Source organism: Cyanobium sp. ATX 6A2 (genome assembly GCF_024346355.1).
Lineage (GTDB): Bacteria > Cyanobacteriota > Cyanobacteriia > PCC-6307 > Cyanobiaceae > NIES-981.
Genome location: NZ_JAGQCU010000001.1, coordinates 161,056 through 175,527, shown reverse-complemented (window position 1 = coordinate 175,527; position 14,472 = coordinate 161,056). Strand labels below are relative to the sequence as shown.

General features: G+C 70.7%; 14 protein-coding genes. 9 read left to right on the top strand and 5 right to left on the bottom strand.

Features of this window, described 5'->3' with window-relative positions:
- Nucleotides 1-5: 5 nt before the first annotated feature.
- Together cbiT and KBY96_RS00865 are read left to right on the top strand one after the other, a co-directional pair.
- Nucleotides 6-629 carry a precorrin-6Y C5,15-methyltransferase subunit CbiT gene (gene cbiT, locus KBY96_RS00870; protein ID WP_254977321.1) on the top strand — a complete coding sequence of 208 codons (624 nt, stop codon included), beginning with the start codon at nt 6-8 and terminating at the stop codon, nt 627-629.
- Nucleotides 630-652: 23 nt separating this feature from the next.
- Nucleotides 653-1,480 (top strand): phosphatidate cytidylyltransferase, encoded by an 828-nt coding sequence (locus KBY96_RS00865; RefSeq protein WP_254977627.1) that lies wholly within the window; start codon nt 653-655, stop codon nt 1,478-1,480.
- Here the strand turns inward: KBY96_RS00865 and KBY96_RS00860 are convergent.
- The 5 genes from KBY96_RS00860 to KBY96_RS00840 all read right to left on the bottom strand — a co-directional run bounded on the left by KBY96_RS00860 (nt 1,477) and on the right by KBY96_RS00840 (nt 7,440).
- Entirely contained in the window at nt 1,477-2,112 is a 636-nt protein-coding gene (locus KBY96_RS00860; RefSeq protein ID WP_254977320.1) for a DUF2993 domain-containing protein, read from the bottom strand. The two genes, KBY96_RS00865 and KBY96_RS00860, sit on opposite strands and share 4 nt — an antisense overlap.
- Nucleotides 2,109-3,026, bottom strand: a complete 918-nt coding sequence (locus KBY96_RS00855) for an alpha/beta fold hydrolase (protein WP_254977319.1) — start codon at nt 3,024-3,026, stop codon at nt 2,109-2,111. Before KBY96_RS00855 ends, KBY96_RS00860 begins: the two co-directional genes overlap by 4 nt.
- Nucleotides 3,023-4,195: an iron-containing alcohol dehydrogenase family protein gene (locus KBY96_RS00850; protein WP_254977318.1), complete on the bottom strand. Its 1,173-nt coding sequence runs from the start codon at nt 4,193-4,195 to the stop codon at nt 3,023-3,025. The genes KBY96_RS00855 and KBY96_RS00850 overlap by 4 nt, the downstream gene beginning before the upstream one ends.
- Nucleotides 4,196-4,240: 45 nt before the next feature.
- Nucleotides 4,241-6,784 carry an ATP-dependent Clp protease ATP-binding subunit gene (locus KBY96_RS00845; protein ID WP_254977317.1) on the bottom strand — a complete coding sequence of 848 codons (2,544 nt, stop codon included), beginning with the start codon at nt 6,782-6,784 and terminating at the stop codon, nt 4,241-4,243.
- Nucleotides 6,785-6,975: 191 nt separating this feature from the next.
- Nucleotides 6,976-7,440, bottom strand: a complete 465-nt coding sequence (locus tag KBY96_RS00840) for a GNAT family N-acetyltransferase (protein ID WP_254977316.1) — start codon at nt 7,438-7,440, stop codon at nt 6,976-6,978.
- Between the two features lie 58 nt (nt 7,441-7,498).
- Between KBY96_RS00840 and lysA the strand changes: the two genes are divergently transcribed.
- The 7 genes from lysA (at nt 7,499) to KBY96_RS00805 (ending at nt 14,456) form a co-directional block, all read left to right on the top strand.
- A complete protein-coding gene (gene lysA / locus KBY96_RS00835) occupies nt 7,499-8,920 on the top strand; it encodes a diaminopimelate decarboxylase (protein ID WP_254977315.1) in 1,422 nt (473 codons plus the stop codon).
- A gap of 21 nt (nt 8,921-8,941) precedes the next feature.
- A complete protein-coding gene (locus KBY96_RS00830) occupies nt 8,942-9,772 on the top strand; it encodes a diadenylate cyclase (RefSeq protein ID WP_254977314.1) in 831 nt (276 codons plus the stop codon).
- Nucleotides 9,769-10,557 (top strand): isoprenyl transferase, encoded by a 789-nt coding sequence (locus KBY96_RS00825; protein WP_254977313.1) that lies wholly within the window; start codon nt 9,769-9,771, stop codon nt 10,555-10,557. Before KBY96_RS00830 ends, KBY96_RS00825 begins: the two co-directional genes overlap by 4 nt.
- Nucleotides 10,558-10,605: 48 nt before the next feature.
- On the top strand, nt 10,606-11,601 hold the full coding sequence (bioB, locus tag KBY96_RS00820) for a biotin synthase BioB (RefSeq protein WP_254977312.1): 996 nt from the start codon (nt 10,606-10,608) through the stop codon (nt 11,599-11,601).
- A 5-nt stretch (nt 11,602-11,606) separates the two neighbouring features.
- Nucleotides 11,607-12,572 carry a rhodanese-related sulfurtransferase gene (locus KBY96_RS00815; protein WP_254977311.1) on the top strand — a complete coding sequence of 322 codons (966 nt, stop codon included), beginning with the start codon at nt 11,607-11,609 and terminating at the stop codon, nt 12,570-12,572.
- 9 nt (nt 12,573-12,581) lie between these two features.
- A complete protein-coding gene (locus KBY96_RS00810) occupies nt 12,582-13,634 on the top strand; it encodes a DUF952 domain-containing protein (RefSeq protein ID WP_254977310.1) in 1,053 nt (350 codons plus the stop codon).
- A gap of 105 nt (nt 13,635-13,739) precedes the next feature.
- Entirely contained in the window at nt 13,740-14,456 is a 717-nt protein-coding gene (locus KBY96_RS00805; RefSeq protein WP_254977309.1) for a DnaJ domain-containing protein, read from the top strand.
- Nucleotides 14,457-14,472 lie beyond the last annotated feature (16 nt).

The window sequence follows — 14,472 nt, the reverse complement described above, 5'->3', positions numbered from 1 at the left end:
ACCCCGTGTCCGGACCACCAGCGCCCCGTATCCAGCCCTACAGCTGGGACTTCGTGACTCCCGGGTTGCCGGATGGCGCCTTCGACGATGCCCCCGGTTTCAGCCCCACCCCGATGGAGCTGCGGGTGATGCTGCTGGCCCATCTGCGGCCCCGGGCCGACTCCCTGGTGTGGGATGTGGGCGGTGGCACCGGCGCCCTGGCCCTGGAGATCGCCCGGCTGATGCCCGCTGGCGCCGTGCACACCCTGGAGCGCGATCCCGAGGCCATCGCCCTGCTGGAGCGCAATCGCCAGCGCTTCGGGATCGCCAACCTGCACATTCATGCCGGCGCTGCGCCCGATGACCTGGCCCTGCTGCCGCCGCGGCCCGACCGGGTGTTGCTGGAGGTGGGGCGTCCCCTCGGAGCCGTGCTCGCGGCGGTGTGGCAGGCCCTTCAGCCCGCGGGGCGACTGGTGATCAGCACCGCCAGCCTCGAGGGACTGGTGGATGCCACCGACACCCTGGGCCAGCTGGCCGCCAAGGACCTGCAGGTGGTGCAGGCCACGGTGCACCGCATGCAGCGCCGGGGGGCCCAGGCCAAACTGGCGGCAGCGGAGCCCCTGTTCCTGATCGCGGCCGAACGCCCTTGAGCTCCCCGCCGCCGCCCGTGTCCGTGCCGCAGCGATCCCCGAAGGCCACCTCCCTGGCCCGGCTGGCCAGTGGCTGGGCGGTGGGGGCCTTCGGCTTCGTGGTGGTGATGCTGGGGGGCTGGTGGTTCACGGTGGCCGTGGGGGTGATCGTGCACCTGGGCCTGCTGGAGTTCTTCCGCATGGCCCAGTTCAAGGGCATCCGGCCAGCCACCAAAACCACCCTGGTGGCGGTGCAGCTGCTGCTGTTCACCACCCAGGCCATCCCCAGCGACGTGGCGGCGGCGGTGCTGCCCGCCTCCGGTGCGGTGATCTGCGGCTGGCTGCTGCTGCAGCCGCAGACGGGCACCATCGCCGACATCGCCGCCTCGATCTTCGGTCTGTTCTATCTCGGCTTTCTGCCCAGCCACTGGATCAAGCTGCGGGCCCTCGGCGACAGCGGTCTGGCGCTGACGCTGCTGGCCTGCTTCCTGATCGTGGCCACCGACATCGGCTCCTACGTGATCGGTCGCCGGCTGGGGCGCCGCCCGCTGTCGCCGATCTCTCCGGGCAAGACCGTGGAGGGAGCCCTGGGGGGCGTGGCCTGCGCCATGGCGGTGGGGGTGATCGGCGGGCTCTGGATCGGCTGGCAGTGGGGCTGGCTGATCGGGGCCCTGCTGGGGGCGGTGGTGGCCCTGTTCGCCCTGGTGGGGGATCTCACCGAGTCGATGATGAAGCGCGATGCGGGGCTGAAGGATTCCGGCGATGCCATTCCGGGCCATGGCGGCATCCTCGATCGCATCGACAGCTATCTGTTCGTGCCGGCGGTGGTGTACTCGCTCGTCACCCTGGTGCTGCCGCTGCTGCAGCGTTAGGGAGTCACGGTGGCCTCGCCGTCGAGCACCAGCAGGCCGGCCTCCACGCTCGCCCGCTCCACCCGCAGGGAGGCGTCCATCGGCAGCAGGCTGCGGTGACTGCCGTCCAGGCTCACCAGTGCCAGGCCCTCTGGGCACACCTCCAGCGTGGTGTGCACCTCCACGGGACGGGGCTCAGCCAGCCCCTTGGCCGCGAGCACCAGGCGCTTGTCTCCCATGCGTAACCCCACCAGCGGCGTGATGCCCAGCAGCTCCTCGGCGATCTGGTCGGCCAGGGGACGCCAGCGTGGCTGGGCCAGGGAGTGGTTGAGTCCGGCGGCGGTGAAGCTCACCAGTCCGCGGATCACAAAGGGGTCCTTCAGCTGCACGGGCTGGCCCCGCCAGAGGCTGCCCATCTGGACCCGCAGCGGTCCGCTGGTGAGGTCCACCAGTTCCAGCTGCAGATGCTGATAGCAGACTCCCCGCGCCCGCACCCGTACCCCCGCCAGGCGGCCGCGCAGCAGCTCCCCGGCGCTGCCCTGGAGCTGCAGCTCCAGGCTGTCCAGGCGCTCGCACTGCTGGCGCAGCCACAGCTGCAGGGCGGCGGAGAGCAGCCGCAGCACGGGCCCGCCATCGGGGCTGGCGGCGCTCATCGGGCGGCTGCCGGCTGGGCCAGCCAGGTGGCCGCAACGGTATGGGGCTGATCGATGTGGGGCAGGTGGCCGCAGGCCTCCAGTTCCCGCACCCGCTCGCCCAGCAGGGCCAGGGCGGCCCGTTTCTGGGGCGGGCGCAGGATGCGGTCCTGGGCCCCCCACAGCACCTCCAGGGGCTGGGGTGGCAGGGGTTCGCCACAGCCGGCGAAGCCGCCGCTGCGGGCGAAGGCGGCCAGGGACCGGGCCCAGCCCGGCGTCTGCAGGTGCAGGGAGGCGATTTCCAGCTCCGCCGGGCCCACGGCGCTGTCGGGATCGGCGAAGGCACTGCGGCAGAGGCCTCGCCGCACACCGGGCAGGGCCAGAAAGCGCACCCCCAGGCCATCCAGCAGCGGCGGCAGCGGCATGGGCCGGCCCGTGAGTCCCGCCGGGGCGAGCAACAGCAGCCGCTGGATCCGAGCCGGCAGGCGCCGGGCCAGCTCCACCGCCACGGAGCCGCCCATGGAGGCGCCGATCAGGCCGATGCCGAAGGTGCTGCTGCCGCTCCAGGTGCTGTTGCGCACCTCGATGGCGGCCATCAGCCGCTCCAGGTGATCGAGCACCGGCCCCGGCCCGTAGGGTCCGGTGGCCGGCCGCGGGCTGAAGCCGAAGCCGTACAGGTCGGGGATGAACACCTGGTGGCGCTCCGCCAGCAGCGGTGCCAGGCGGCGGAATTCCAGGAGCGAGCTGTCGAAGCCGTGCAGCAGCAGCAGCGGCGGCCCCTCCCCCAGCACGGCCACGGGCCAGTTGCCCGGGAGCCCATCGAGGGGCCACCACTGCACATGGGCGGCGAGCTGGCGGCCCTGGGGGTCAAGCAGGCTGGCGGCGGCCTCGCTCACCAGCGCCCGGCAGAGCTCCTGCTGATCGCTGGGGATCACACCGACTGCCGCTCCAGGCTGGGCAGGGCGTTGCTGGTGGTGCTCACCATCGCTGCCAGCAGATCGGCCTGGCCGACCGGGAAGGGCAGATGGTGGAGGTCGGAGCCGGGGGCGCAGGCCCAGGCGCACACCGCTTCCAGATCGCTGAGGCTGGCCTGAGCCAGCCCCAGTTCAGCCAGGGTGCAGGGGATGGCCAGCCTCTGGAACAGCGGCAGCAGCTGCCGCCGTGCCTGGCCTGCCAGCTGCTGGCCACCCACCAGTTCCTCGAGACGCAGCTGCACCAGCACCCCGAAGCCCACCTTCTCGCCGTGCAGGCTGTCGTGGCAGGCAGCCAGCTGGGTGAGGCCGTTGTGCACGGCGTGGGCCGCCACGGTGCGGCAGCGGGCGCCGCCGAGGCCGCCGATCAGGCCGGCGGTGAGGCCGCAGGCCTCCGCCACCCGCACCCAGGCCTCGCTGGGGGTCTGCTGGGGCTGGGCGGCGTCGGTGAGGGCCGCTTCCGCCTCCAGCAGCAGCTGGTCGCGCAGCACCCGGGCCATCTGCACCGTCTGCTGGATCAGGCCGTCGTGGCTGCCGCCGCTGCTCACCGAAGCTTCGTACCACTTGGCCATGGCGTCGGCGATGCCGCTCGCCAGGGTGCGCGGCGGTGCCCGGCGCACCAGGCCGTGGTCGAACACCAGCAGATCCGGGCAGCGGTCCAGAGCCACATCGCCCTGGAAGGCCCCCTGGGGGGAATAGAGATTGGAGAGGGCGGTCCAGCCGGCGCAGGTGGCGGCACTGGTGGGCACGGTGACGCAGGGCAGCCCCAGGCGCTGGGCCAGCAGCTTGCCGGCGTCGAGCACCTTGCCGCCGCCGGCGGCCAGCAGCAGATCGGCGCCACCGCGCCGGGCCTCGGTCTCGAGCCGCTGCAGATCCTCGGCGCAGCAGTCGTGCTGCAGCCAGGCCGGCCTCACCCGCAGGCCAATGGCCTCGAGGTCGGTGGCCAGCTCCTGCCGCAGGGGGAGCGTGGAGCGGCTGCGTCCCAGCAGCAACACCTCACGCCCGAGGTTGGCCAGCAGGGGCAGGGCCTCAGACCAAGCCCCGCCCCCGCGCAGCACCTGGGCGGGGGCGATGCTGTGCGTGCTGACGGGGGTGTGGGCGGAACTGGCGGAGGTGGATGCGGTGGAGCTCATCGCACGATCGTATGCAGTGGCTCAGGGCAGTGAGGGAGCCTGGGATCAGGCTCCGGCGCCGGCCAGTTCCGGCACAGCCGGCTCAGCGGTGTCCTGCTTGCGGATCACCACCTGCTTGGCATCGTTCACATCCACGAGGGCGTGATCGCCTTCGCTGATGCGGGAGCTGAGGAACTCTTCAGCCAGGGAATCCTCCAGCAGACGCATCACGGCGCGACGCAGCGGTCGGGCGCCGTAGGAGGGGTTGTAACCCTCCTCCACCAAGCGCTCCTTGAAGGCATCGGTCACCGCCAGATGGATGCCCTTGTCCTCCATGCGGGCGAACACCTCCTTGAGCATGATCTCGGCGATCTCCTTCACCTCCTCGCGCGTGAGCTGACGGAAGACGATGATTTCATCGAGGCGGTTGAGGAACTCGGGCCGGAAATACTGCTTGAGTTCCTCGTTCACCAGCGAACGGATGCGGTTGTACTGGGTGTCTTCCACCGCATCGCCGGAGAACTCGAAGCCGAGGCCACCGCCACCCTTCTCGATCACCTTCGAACCGATGTTCGAGGTCATGATGATCAGGGTGTTCTTGAAGTCCACCGTGCGGCCCTTGGAGTCGGTGAGGCGACCGTCCTCGAGGAGCTGCAGCAGCAGGTTGAACACATCGGGGTGGGCCTTTTCGATCTCGTCGAACAGCACCACGGTGTAGGGCCGGCGCCGCACCGCTTCGGTGAGCTGGCCGCCCTCGTTGAAGCCCACGTAGCCCGGAGGCGAACCGATCAGTTTGCTGACCGTGTGGCGCTCCATGAACTCCGACATGTCAAGGCGGATCATCGCCTCCTCACTGCCGAAGAAGTAGGTGGCCAGGGCCTTGGTGAGCTCGGTTTTGCCCACCCCGGTGGGGCCGGAGAAGATGAAACTGGCGATCGGCCGGTTCGGGTTCTTGAGGCCCACGCGGGCACGGCGGATGGCGCGGGATACGGCCTTGACGGCTTCGTCCTGGCCGATCAGCCGCTGGTGGAGGGTTTCCTCCATGTTCAGCAGCTTGGCCGACTCGCTCTCGGTGAGCTTCTGCACCGGTACGCCGGTCCAGGAGGCCACGATGTGGGCGATGTCCTCTTCGGTGACGGTGGGACCGCGGTCGAGATCCTCGAGGGCATGGGCCTCGCTGACGGTGGACACCTCACCCTTCTCATCTGCGGGGGTGGACTCGCTCTTGCGGGCCTGGAGAATGTTGCGGATCTGATCGCGCAGTTCCACCTCCTTGTCGCGCAGCTCGCCGGCCTTGGTGAAGTCCTGCTCGCGCACGGCGTCCTCCTTCTCTTTCTGCACGGCTCGCAGCTGCTTGTCGATCTCCTTGGCAGCCGGCGGCAGCTTGGAGTTCATCAGTCGCACCCGGCTGCCGGCCTCATCGACCAGGTCGATGGCCTTATCCGGCAGGAAGCGGTCGGAGATGTAGCGATCGCCCAGGGTGGCGGCGGCGATCAGGGCATCGTCCTCAATGGTGAGGCGGTGGTGTTCCTCGTAACGGTCCTTGAGGCCGCGCAGGATCTCGATGGTGTCGATCACCGAGGGCTCGCCCACCATCACCGGCTGGAAGCGGCGTTCCAGGGCGGCATCCCGTTCGATGTGCTTGCGGTATTCATCGAGGGTGGTGGCACCGATGCACTGCAGCTCGCCACGGGCCAGGGCCGGTTTGAGAATGTTGGCGGCATCGATGGCCCCCTCGGCCGCGCCAGCACCGATCAGGGTGTGCACCTCGTCGATCACGAGGATCACGTTGCCGGCGCCGCGAATCTCCTCCATGATTTTCTTGAGGCGTTCCTCGAACTCACCCCGATACTTGGTTCCGGCCACCAGCAGGCCGATGTCAAGGGTGAGAACGCGCTTGTCCTCCAGGATGTCGGGGATGTCGCCCGTTTGGATGCGCTGGGCGAGGCCCTCGGCGATGGCGGTCTTGCCGACGCCGGGCTCACCGATCAGCACGGGGTTGTTCTTGGTGCGGCGCCCGAGGATCTGGATCACCCGCTCGATCTCGTTCTGGCGACCCACCACCGGGTCGAGCTTGCCGTCGGAGGCCAGCTGGGTGAGGTTGCTGCCGAACTCGTCGAGGGTGGGGGTCTTGGTGGAGCCCTTGCCGCCCCCGCTGCCCGCGGCCACTTCCGCTGTTTCGCCGAGCATGCGGATCACCTGGGTGCGCACCTTGGCCAGGTCGACGCCGAGGTTCTCGAGCACGCGGGCGGCGACGCCCTCACCTTCACGGATCAGGCCGAGCAGCAGGTGCTCGGTGCCGATGTAGTTGTGGCCGAGCTGTCGGGCTTCTTCCAGCGACAGCTCCAGCACCCGCTTGGCGCGGGGGGTGAAGGGGATCTCCACGGCCACGAAGCCGGAGCCGCGGCCAATGATCTTCTCCACTTCGACGCGGGCGTCCTTGAGGTTCACCCCCATCGACTTGAGCACCTTGGCGGCGACGCCGGTGCCTTCTCCGATCAGGCCCAGCAGGATCTGCTCGGTGCCCACGAAGTTGTGACCCAGCCTGCGGGCCTCTTCCTGGGCCAGCATGATCACCTTGATGGCCTTCTCGGTAAACCGCTCGAACATGGGGCGGGCCTGTTGCAAGTTGAACTAACCTATCAGGGTTGACAGGGCCTGTGTGGTTGCCCGGAGCAGGGGGCCAGACCCCCTGTGGCAGCAGTGGGGGCGGAGGTTCAAAGTGCAATTGAACGGCTTGGATTGGCCGCTGCTCGACATAGCAAAAGACGGTTAACCGTACCCGTTCCGAGCAGGGATTCCTAGCTTTTCTCCAGGTGCAGCCACAGGATCAGCGCGTCCTCGCCGCTGCGGTAGTAGCCGGGGCGGCGGCCGGCCTGGCGGAACCCCAGCCGGTGGTAGAGGGCCAGGGCCGCTGCGTTGCCGCTGGCCACCTCCAGGGTGGCGCGCTCGGCGCCCCGCGTGCTCGCGGTGTCCAGCAGGGCACGCAGCACCAGCAGGCCCAGGCCCAGGCGGCGCTGGTCAGGGTCCACCGCCACCAGGGTGATGTGCAGTTCCTCGAGGATCAGCCAGCCGCAGGCCATGGCCTGCAGGCGGCGATCGCGCCACAGGCCCAGGCCGGGCCGCCGCGGATCGGCCAGTTCGGTGCTCCACTGCCCCCGGCTCCAGAGCCCGCCCAGGCTGAGGCCATCGAGGGCCAGGCAGGCCTCCAGGTCGGCGGGGGCCAGCAGGGCTGGTGGTTGAGGGGTGCTCGGTTCATCAGGCACGGCCGGCCCCGCCTGGCATTCCGTACATTCGACCTTTCGCAACCTCTGTGGTCCGACCATGGTGATCTCCAGTGAAGCCACCGGTCTGGACCGTGCGGGTGATGCCGGCTCCGGACTCGGCAGCCAGCCCTTTGAGACCCCCTGCGACCGGGCCAGTCCCAACCGCAACCTGGCGCCGATCACCACCAGCGTGGATGCCGAGGGCAGGCTGCTGGTGGGCGGCTGCCGCCTGAGCGAGCTGGCCCGCACCTACGGCACACCGTTGTATGTGCTCGATGAGGCCACCCTGCGCGCCAGCTGCCGGGCCTACCGCCAGGCGCTGCACGCCCACTATCCCGGCCCCTCGCTGGCCGTCTACGCCTCCAAGGCCAACAGCTCGCTGGCCCTCACCGCCCTGGTGGCGGCCGAGGGTCTGGGGCTCGATGCGGTGTCGTCGGGGGAACTGCTCACGGCCCTGGGCGGCGGCATGCCGCCGGAGCGGATCGTGCTGCACGGCAACAACAAGAGCCGCGAGGAACTGCTCCTCGCGGCCCGCAGCCGGGTGACGGTGGTGGTGGACAACTGGCGCGACATCGAACTGCTCACCGAGCTGGCGCCTGTCCTGGCCGAGCCGGTGCGGCTGATGCTGCGCTTCACCCCGGGCATCGAGTGCCACACCCATGAGTACATCCGCACCGGCCACCTGGACAGCAAGTTCGGGTTCGATCCCGATCAGCTCGAGGTGGTGCTGAAGCATCTGGCCGCCTGCCCCTGGGGCCGGCTCACCGGTCTGCACGCCCACATCGGCTCGCAGATCTTCGAACTGCAGCCCCACCAGGACCTGGCCGGGGTGATGGCCGATGCCCTGGCACTGGCCCGCTCCTGTGGCCATCCGGTGACCGACCTCAATGTGGGCGGTGGCCTGGGGATCCGCTATGTGACTGGCGACGATCCCCCCAGCATCGAGGCATGGGTGGCGGCGGTGGCCTCCGCGCTGGTGCGGGCCTGCCGCCAGCGCAACCTGGAGCTGCCCCGGCTGCTGTGCGAGCCCGGCCGCTCCCTGGTGGCCACCGCGGGCCTCACCCTCTACGAGGTGGGCAGTAGGAAGGAGATCCCAGGCATCCGCATCTACCTGTCGGTGGATGGCGGCATGAGCGACAACCCTCGCCCGATCACCTACCAGTCGCTCTACACCGCCGTGTTGGCCGACCGCCCCGGCGCCGAGGCCAGCGAAACGGTGACGGTGGCCGGCAAGCACTGCGAGTCGGGTGATGTGGTGCTCAAGGACGTGGCCCTGCCCCCTGCCACCAGCGGCGATGTGATCGCCGTATTCGCCACCGGGGCTTACAACGCGTCCATGGCCTCGAACTACAACCGCATCCCCAGGCCGGCGGCGGTGCTGGTGGCAGACGGCGTGGCCGACCTGGTGCAGCGCCGGGAACAGCCGGAAGACCTACTGCGCTACGACGTTCTGCCCGCCCGCCTGACACCGGTATCCTGACCTCCAGGTTTCGGTGACGGTGTGAGCGGGCTCTGGCTCGGGAGTTGGCTCCGCGTTCTCGATCTACGCCTGTTCCTCGACCTGTTTCTGGCCCTCGGCCTCGGGGTTGTGGTGCTGGGCCGGGTGCGCGACTCCCGCACCCTCTGGTTGCTGCGGGGCTACCTGCTGCTCGTGGGACTCGCCTGGGCGGTGCAGCGCTTCGCCAATCTGCCGCTCACGGCCCGACTGCTGGACGCCCTGGTGCTGGCCTGCAGCCTGGCCCTGGCGATCCTCTGGCAGGGCGAGCTGCGGCGGTTCATGGAACTGCTCGGCACCGGTCGGCTGGGAATGGTGTTCGGCGATGGCGGCGCCGATGCCCTCAAGTCCGGTTCGGTGGCGGTGCTCAGCGAGGCCGCAGGGCGTCTCTCCCAGGCCCGGCGCGGGGCCCTGATCGTGGTGGACCACGGCAGTGATCTGCGCCCGGAAGACTTTCTCAATCCCGGCATCAGCCTCGATGCCCAGCTGTCGGTGGATCTGCTGCTCAACCTGTTTGCCGCCGACACGCCGCTCCACGACGGCGCTGTGCTGGTGAAGGGCAACCGCATCCTGGCGGCAGGGGTAATCCTGCCGCTCTCGCGCCAGGGCATCAATCGCTACGGCACCCGCCACCTGGCGGCCCTGGGTCTCACCGAGCGCTTCAACCGCTGTCTGGCGATCGTGGTGTCGGAGGAAACGGGCACCCTGTCGCTCGCCTGCCATGGCCGGCTGGAGCGGCCGATCACCAGCAGCCGGCTGCACGACCTGCTCAGCCAGGCCCTGGCCAGGCCGGGTGGACGTAGCGTGGCCAAGGACACGCCGGAACCACGCGGATGAGTCGCGCCCTGGCGACCGACAGCCACTCCATCCTCGGCGCGGCCCGGCAGGCATCGCCGGCGGCCCTCGATCCCGCCCGGCTTCCCGCCCATGTGGCCGTGATCATGGATGGCAACGGCCGTTGGGCCCGCCGCCGCGGCCTGCCCCGGGTGATGGGGCACCGGGCCGGGGTGGAGGCGCTCAAGCGCACCCTGCGGCTGTGCAGCGACTGGGGCATCGGCGCCCTCACCGCCTATGCCTTCTCCACCGAGAACTGGAACCGGCCGGGCGAGGAAGTGAGCTTCCTGATGGCCCTGTTCGAGCGGGTGCTGCAGCGGGAGCTGCAGGCGCTGGAGCGCGAGCGGGTGCGGATTCGGTTCCTGGGCGACCTCACCCCCTTGCCGGAGGGCCTGCAGCGGTTGATCGCCGAGGCCACCGGTCGCACCGCCGCCAACGATGGCATCCATTTCAATGTGTGCACCAACTACGGAGGCCGCGCCGAGCTGGTGGGGGCAGCCCGGCGGCTGGCCGAACGGGCTGCACGGGGTGAACTGGATCCGGCCGCCATTGATGAGGCCAGCTTCGCCGCCGAGCTGCACACCGCCGGCGAGTGCGATCCCGACCTGTTGATCCGCACCAGTGGTGAGCAGCGGATCAGCAACTTCCTGCTCTGGCAGCTGGCCTACGCCGAGCTGCACATCACCGAGGTGCTCTGGCCCGATTTCGATGAGGCCGCCCTGCTGGCGGCCCTGCTCGACTACCAGAACCGTCAGCGCCGTTTCGGGGGCATCGATCCCGCCCACTGACTCCGCTCCTCCACCGGCTTCGCCGGCCCACTGAACTTTCGCCCGCCTGTGTTCGCCACCCCGCCCGCCCGCACGCCCACCCGTCACGACTGGAGCCGAGCCGAGATCCAGGCCCTGCTAGAGCTGCCGCTACTGGAGCTGCTCTGGCGGGCCCAGGCGGTGCACCGCGCCGCCAATCCCGGCTACCGGGTGCAGCTGGCCTCGCTGCTGAGCGTGAAGACCGGTGGCTGCGAGGAGGACTGCGCCTACTGTCCCCAGTCGATGCACCACAGCAGCGATGTGGCCGGTAGGCCGGAGCTGGAGGTGGAGCCGGTGCTGGCGCGGGCCCGGGCGGCCCAACAGGCCGGCGCCCACCGCTTCTGCATGGGCTGGGCCTGGCGCGAGATCCGCGACGGTGCCCCGTTCGAGGCGATGCTGGCGATGGTGCGGGGTGTGCGTGAGCTCGGGCTGGAGGCCTGTGTGACCGCCGGCATGCTCAGCGACCAGCAGGCCGAGCGGCTGGCGGAGGCCGGCCTCACCGCCTACAACCACAACCTCGACACCAGCCCCGAGCACTACGCCCGCATCATCAGCACCCGCACCTACCAAGAACGGCTGGAGACGCTCGAGCGGGTGCGCCGGGCAGGGGTGACCCTCTGTTGCGGGGGCATCATCGGCATGGGCGAGGGGCTTGAGGACCGGGCCGGCCTGCTGGAGGTGCTGGCCAACCTCGATCCCCACCCGGAGAGCGTGCCGATCAATGCCCTGGTGGCGGTGGAGGGCACGCCGCTTGAAGACCTGCCTCCCGTGGATCCGCTCGAGCTGGTGCGCATGGTGGCCACCGCCCGGATCCTGATGCCCCATGCGCGCGTGCGGCTCAGTGCCGGGCGCGAGCAGCTGGGCCGGGAGGCCCAGATCCTCTGCCTGCTGGCCGGGGCCGATTCGATCTTCTATGGCGACACCCTGCTCACCACCGGCAACCCGGCGGTGGAGGCCGACCGGGAGCTGCTGGCGGCTGCCGGCGTGCAGGCCTGGGAGGTGTCGCGGCCGCCGGTGGGCGCGTGAGTTCGATGGGGGATGCCGCCGCTGAAGCGCGGCCCATGGTGGTGGTGGCGGCGTTCTACCGCTTCGCGCCGCTGGAGCGGTTGCCCGCCCTGCGGTCTGAGCTGCTGGCCCTGGCTGCGGCGCAGCAGGTGCGGGGCACGATCCTGCTGGCGGGGGAGGGCGTGAACGGCACCATCGCCGGCCCCGAGGCGGGGGTGGAGGCGGTGCTGGGGCGGCTGCGGCAGGTGGCGGGGCTGGAGCGCCTGCAGGCGAAGCGCAGCAGGGCGGGCGCGCAGGCCTTCCATCGCCTGAAGGTGCGGCTCAAGCGCGAGATCGTGTCGCTCGGCCAGCCCCAGGTGCGGCCCTACCTGGCCTCGGCGGTGGGCACCCACGTGCCCCCCGGGCAGTGGGATGCCCTGATCAGTGATCCCCGCACCCTGGTGATCGATACCCGCAATGGCTACGAGGTGGCGATCGGTAGCTTCGACGGGGCGATCGATCCCGGCACCGCCAGCTTCCGTGACTTTCCCGCCTGGGTGGGGCGGGAGCTGCGGCCGCTGGTGGCGGAGCGCCGGCCGCAGGCGATCGCCCTGTTCTGCACCGGAGGCATCCGCTGTGAAAAGGCCACCGCCTACCTGCTCCAGCAGGGTTTCGCCGGCGTGCACCACCTGGAGGGCGGCATCCTGCGCTACCTGGAGGAGACCCCCGAGCCACAGAGCCGCTGGCGGGGGGACTGCTTTGTGTTCGATCAGCGGGTGGCGGTGAACCACCGGCTCGAGCCTGGGGAGCACCGTCTCTGCCATGCCTGCGGCCTGCCGCTCGCGCCTGCCGACCTGCAGCTGGAGAGCTACGCCGAAGGGGTGAGCTGCCGCCACTGCATCGGGCGCTTCAGTGACGCCGACCGGCGGCGCTTCGCCGAGCGCCAGCGCCAGGTGGAACGGGCTCGTGCCCGTGGCCGGCAGCACATCGGCGCCGCCATGCCCCAGCGCTGAGCGGCGGCCTTGGACGTCGGGACGGGTCCGATCCTCTACAGCTTCCGCCGCTGCCCCTACGCGATCCGGGCCCGGCTTGCTCTGGCGGTGGCGGGCCTCCAGCCGGGCCGGGAGCTGGAGCTGCGGGAGGTGAGCCTGCAGGCCAAGCCGCCGGAGCTGCTCACGGCCTCGGCCAAGGGCACCGTGCCGGTGCTGGTGCACGGCGATCGGGTGATCGACGAGAGCCTGGACGTGATGCGCTGGGCCCTGGAGCGGCACGATCCCCAGGGCTGGTTGAGCGGCTGGAGCGTGGCCGAAGCCGGTGCCATGGAGGCGCTGATCGCCGAGAACGACGGCCCCTTCAAGCAGCACCTCGACCGCTTCAAATACGCCAGCCGCTTCGGCGGCCAGCGCGGCAATGACGGCGCCGACGCCGCGGAGCTGGCCCGGCAGCGGATCCGGCATCGGGCCGAGGCCCTGGCGGTTCTGGGGTGCTGGAGCCGGCGCCTGGAGCCGGGCGGCTGGCTGCTGGGGGGGCGGCCCTCGCTGGCGGACTGGGCCCTGCTGCCGTTTGTCCGCCAGTTCCGGCTGGCGGACCCCGAGGGCTTCGATGCCGTGCCCCAGCTGGCACCGCTGCAGGCCTGGCTGGCCCGCTTTCTGGCGGGTCCGGAACTGGCGGCGGTGCTGGAGTCGCCCTGGGCGGAGCGCTGCCCCTGGCACTCGCCCAGCTGGCTGTATCACCTGGCCCTGCGCCAGGAGTGGCAGGCGGCGAAGGCCGCGGGGACCTACTGCCGCTCCACCCGCGGCCAATCGCTTCAGGAGGTGGGCTTCATCCACCTGAGCACCGCCCACCAGCTGGTGGCCACCTATGGGCGCTTCTACGCCGATCTCAACCCCGCCGAGGTGCTGCTGCTGGTGCTCGATCCCGTCCGCCTGGCGGAGGCCGGCGTGACGGTGCGGCTGGAGCCGGCCCCCGGCAGCGGGGACCTCTTCCCCCATCTCTACGGGCCCCTGCCGCTGGCGGCGGTGCTGCTGGCGCAGCCAGTGGTTCCGCCATCCCAGGCCAGGACAAGCCTGTCTTGAGACGCCGCCAGGTCTGCCCGTTCCCACAGCCAGAAGCCGAGTTGTGCCCGGCGCTGGGATACCCAGCGATGATGCGCTGTTGCATGGCGGTGGTGCGCTGAGGCGATGGGCTTTGATCCGCGCCGCTGGCGCCCCCCAGCTGGCAGCCCACCGGTCACCAGCAATGTTGAGACGCTGCTGGCGGAGAACGACGCCCTGCGTCGGGAGGTGCGGGCCCTGCGCCAGCGGCTGGCGCAACTGCAGCAGGGCAGCCGCGGCGGGGGTGGATTCAGTCACGGCCTCAGCGCGGAGCTGGTGGAGCGCTGGGGCGCCGCCATGGCCCGCCACTCCCGCTGGTCGTGCCTGCGCATCGGGCCGCCAGGAGGACTGCGGGGGCTGGTTGAGGCGCTGCCGCCGCTCCCCCCCGGCCTGGGGGCAGAGCTGGCGGCGGCGCTGCGAGGGCCCCACAGCCGGAGCCGTTGGGCGGTGCGGGCGGCCTTTGCCCTCTATGGCCAGCGGGCCCCGGAGTGGCTCAACGACGCCCCCCTGCGGGTGGTGGACGAACTGCTGCGCCGGGTGGAGCCAGCCAGCCACAGCCAGCAGCGCCGGCGGGGCACCCGCACCGCCAACCACAGCCAGGCGCGTCCGGCCAGCTCTGGCGCTTCAGCCACGGCGGACCCCCGGATCGCTGCTCTGGGCCTGTTGGGCCTGGAGCCGGGAGCCAGCGCCGCGGCGATCAAGCGGGCCTACCGACGGCTGGCCAAGGCCCACCACCCCGACCTGGGCGGGGATGTGGCGGCCTTCCACCGCCTCGCTGCCGCCTACCGGTTGCTGATCGGCTGAGCAAGGTGGTACTGGC

Bases quoted from the DNA above. Each gene is read 5' to 3' on its own strand.
- KBY96_RS00805 (WP_254977309.1), top strand. From the start codon at position 13,740: ATGGGCTTTGATCCGCGCCGCTGGCGCCCCCCAGCTGGCAGCCCACCG.
- KBY96_RS00825 (WP_254977313.1), top strand. From the start codon at position 9,769: ATGAGTCGCGCCCTGGCGACCGACAGCCACTCCATCCTCGGCGCGGCC.
- KBY96_RS00845 (WP_254977317.1), bottom strand. From the start codon at position 6,784: ATGTTCGAGCGGTTTACCGAGAAGGCCATCAAGGTGATCATGCTGGCC.
- lysA (WP_254977315.1), top strand. From the start codon at position 7,499: ATGGTGATCTCCAGTGAAGCCACCGGTCTGGACCGTGCGGGTGATGCC.
- KBY96_RS00815 (WP_254977311.1), top strand. From the start codon at position 11,607: ATGGGGGATGCCGCCGCTGAAGCGCGGCCCATGGTGGTGGTGGCGGCG.
- KBY96_RS00850 (WP_254977318.1), bottom strand. From the start codon at position 4,195: ATGAGCTCCACCGCATCCACCTCCGCCAGTTCCGCCCACACCCCCGTC.
- KBY96_RS00860 (WP_254977320.1), bottom strand. From the start codon at position 2,112: ATGAGCGCCGCCAGCCCCGATGGCGGGCCCGTGCTGCGGCTGCTCTCC.